We start from the raw sequence: 2,994 nt of genomic DNA, 5'->3' as shown, positions 1-2,994 counted from the left end.
CGGTGAAGCGAACGTCACCACCGAAGAAGTTCGGGTCCGGCACGAACACCGTACCCGCCTCGCCATAAAGCTCCATCGGCGCGTGGCCGTGGGCCCAGACGTCCCAGCTGGTGTTGAGCGTTATAACGGCACCGTTCTCGAACTCCAGCAGCCCATGGATGGTCGTCGGCGTGTTGACCGGTATCTTTTCACCCGCGCGCGGCTTTGAACTGATCGTCCGCTCCTTGGCCGGCGTCGTCGCGAAGGCCGCGACCTGTTTCACCGGTCCGATCAGCTGGATCAGATTGGTGATGTAGTAAGGCCCGATATCGAGCACGGGACCGGCGCCCGGCTGGAAGAAGAAATCCGGATTGGGATGCCAATGCTCCATGCCGTGGCCCATGACATGGCAGGTACCGCTCGTGACCTTGCCAAGCTTGCCGGTGTCGATCAGGTTGCGCACCAGTTGGTGCGCGCCGCCGAGGAAAGTGTCTGGCGCCGAGCCGATCCGCAGGCCCTTTTTCTCCGCCCGCTTCTTAAGGTCGAGCCCTTCCTTGACCGACAGCACGAACGGCTTTTCCGAATAGACGTGCTTGCCGGCGTCGAGGATCTGCTTTGACACTTCATAGTGCACCGCCGGGATGGTCAGGTTGACGATGATGTCGATGTCGTCGGCCTTGAGCAGGTCTTCGACGGTCTCGGCGCGCAGCTTGAACTCCTTCGCCCGCGCCTTGGCCGCCTCCATGTTGATGTCGGCGCAGGCACGCATTTCGATGCCGCGAAACAGCGGCGCCAGCGAAAAATACGCTTTCGAGATGTTGCCGCAGCCGATGACGCCGATGCCAAGTTTCTTTGCCATGCTGATTGCTCCTAATATGTTTTGGCGGCTGCGATGGAGCGGCGGGCGAAACGCTCGATGTCGTTGGGGTTGTCCTGTTCCATGACGTAGTATTGGGCAGCACTCTTGGCACGCAACACCTTGATCAGACCGGCCCAGTCGATGGTGCCATGGCCGACATCCGACCAGCCATCCTCATCCAGCCCCTCGCCGGGCTTGGCCATGTCCTTGACGTGGACGGCGCTGATGCGCTTGCCGTGTTTTTCGATCCACGACAACGGATCATCGCCGCCGCGCACCACCCAGGCAACGTCCATCTCCCAGCTGACATCGGGCGCGGATGACAGGATGTGATCCTGCGGCACCGATCCGTCGGCAAGTTTCTTGAACTCGAAATCATGGTTGTGCCAGGCAAAGCCGTAGCCGGCCTTTTTCGCGGCGTCGCCGACTTTGGCCAGGCGTTCGCCGAAGCCGCGCCACCCGGCCACGTCTGATGGCCGCTGGTCGGGCATCAGGAAGGGACAGATGAGCAGCGTGATATCAAGTGCGTCGGCGGTTCTGCGCACGCCGTCGAAATCGTTCTCGAGCGCGTCGATCGAGAAATGCCCAGTCGGCATGGCAAGCCCGTTCTTGTCGAGCTCGGCGCGGAATGCCACGGGATCATCATAGACGCCGCCAAAACCTTCGACCTGGGCGTAGCCGAGCTTGCCGAGCATGGCGAGCACACCGTCCCAGGGTTGGAAATTGCGGGCGCTGTAAAGTTGGAATGACCAATTCATCGTCTCTGTCCGTTTCGCTTGGGGATTGTCGTTGGAAGGTTGGTTCTCAAAAGCTAGATGCGTGTGCCCGTTGCAGTGTCGAAAAGCGAAGCGCGCATCGGATCGAAGCCAAGCGTCACCGCCTCGTCATTCTTGGGCGTGCGTTCCGAGGTCACTCGGACGCTGAAATTCTGCTGGGCAAGCTTCAGCCAGACCAGCGTGTCGGAGCCCATGGGTTCGACCACCTCGACATTGGCGGCTATCGAAAACGGCCAACCGGTGCCGCTGTTCAGACTGACATGCTCGGGCCTGATACCGAATGTGACGGGGCCGGGAGCCGGAGGCTTGGCAAAGTCGTAAGTGCCGAGCGGGATCTTGATATCCTCGGCCGCGAACCGCCAGCCGCCGTCGGCGTCTTCCAGGCGGCCATCGACGAAGTTCATTGCGGGCGAGCCAAGGAAGCCGGCGACGAAGCGGTTGACCGGGCGGTTGTAAATGGTCTGCGGCGCATCGAGCTGCTGGATAACGCCGCCCTTCATCACCGCGATGCGGTCGGCCAGCGTCATCGCCTCGATCTGGTCGTGGGTGACGTAGATCATGGTGTTCTGCAGCTTGCGATGCAGCAGCTTGATCTCGACGCGCAGTTCGGCGCGCAGCTTGGCATCGAGATTGGACAGCGGCTCGTCGAACAGGAACACGTCGACATCGCGCACCAGCGCCCGTCCGATCGCGACGCGCTGGCGCTGGCCGCCGGAAAGGGCGGCCGGCTTACGCTGCAGCAGCGGTTCGATCTGCAGGATTTCAGCCGCCCGCGCGATCCGCTTGGCGATCTCTTCTCTTGGCGTGCCGGCGACACGCAGCCCGAAGGACAGGTTCTTCTCCACCGTCATTTGCGGATAGAGCGCATAGGACTGGAACACCATGCCGATGCCGCGGTCCTTGGGCTCTTCCCAGGTGACGTTCTTGCCCTTGATGAAGATGCGGCCCTCGGAAACGTCGAGCAGGCCGGCAATGCAGTTGAGCAAGGTCGACTTGCCGCAGCCGGACGGCCCGAGCAGCACGATGAACTCGCCATCGGCGACATCGAGATTGAGCGTCTCCAGGACGGTCACCGCACCGAAGTTCAGCGACAGGTCCTGGATCGAAACGCTGGTATCATTGGCTGCCGTCATCGCCGTCACCCCTTCACCGCGCCGGCGGCGATGCCGCGTACGAAAAGCTTGCCGGAAATGAAGTAGACGATGAGCGGCACAAGCCCGGTCAGGATGGTTGCGGCCATGTTGACGTTGTACTCCTTCACGCCTTGCACCGAATTGACGATGTTGTTGAGCTGCACCGTCATCGGATAGGTGTCGGGGCGGGTGTAGACGACGCCGAACAGGAAGTCGTTCCAGATGCCGGTCACCTGCAGGATGATGT

The 2,994-nt window shown here is 61.6% G+C and carries 3 protein-coding genes and 1 pseudogene; all 4 read right to left on the bottom strand.

The annotated features are described in order from the left end of the window. Window positions 1–838 (bottom strand): Gfo/Idh/MocA family protein (locus EOC06_RS18150; protein WP_245469732.1); only part of this gene is annotated, 838 nt, incomplete at its 3' end. 11 nt (window positions 839–849) lie between these two features. Further along, on the bottom strand, window positions 850–1,596 hold the full coding sequence (locus tag EOC06_RS18145) for a sugar phosphate isomerase/epimerase (protein ID WP_128308420.1): 747 nt from the start codon (window positions 1,594–1,596) through the stop codon (window positions 850–852). Window positions 1,597–1,649: 53 nt separating this feature from the next. After that, window positions 1,650–2,747: an ABC transporter ATP-binding protein gene (locus EOC06_RS18140; RefSeq protein ID WP_023812494.1), complete on the bottom strand. Its 1,098-nt coding sequence runs from the start codon at window positions 2,745–2,747 to the stop codon at window positions 1,650–1,652. A gap of 5 nt (window positions 2,748–2,752) precedes the next feature. Then, window positions 2,753–2,994, bottom strand: a pseudogene (locus EOC06_RS18135) (carbohydrate ABC transporter permease); the annotation flags it as partial.

Source organism: Mesorhizobium sp. M7A.F.Ca.MR.362.00.0.0, assembly GCF_004023175.1.
Classification (GTDB): Bacteria; Pseudomonadota; Alphaproteobacteria; order Rhizobiales; family Rhizobiaceae; genus Mesorhizobium.
Note: the sequence above shows the minus strand (reverse complement) of the source record. Positions and strands in the feature narration are given on the sequence as shown.

Coding starts and splice junctions, on each gene's coding strand:
- EOC06_RS18145 (WP_128308420.1), bottom strand. CDS start 1,596: ATGAATTGGTCATTCCAACTTTACAGCGCCCGCAATTTCCAACCCTGG.
- EOC06_RS18140 (WP_023812494.1), bottom strand. CDS start 2,747: ATGACGGCAGCCAATGATACCAGCGTTTCGATCCAGGACCTGTCGCTG.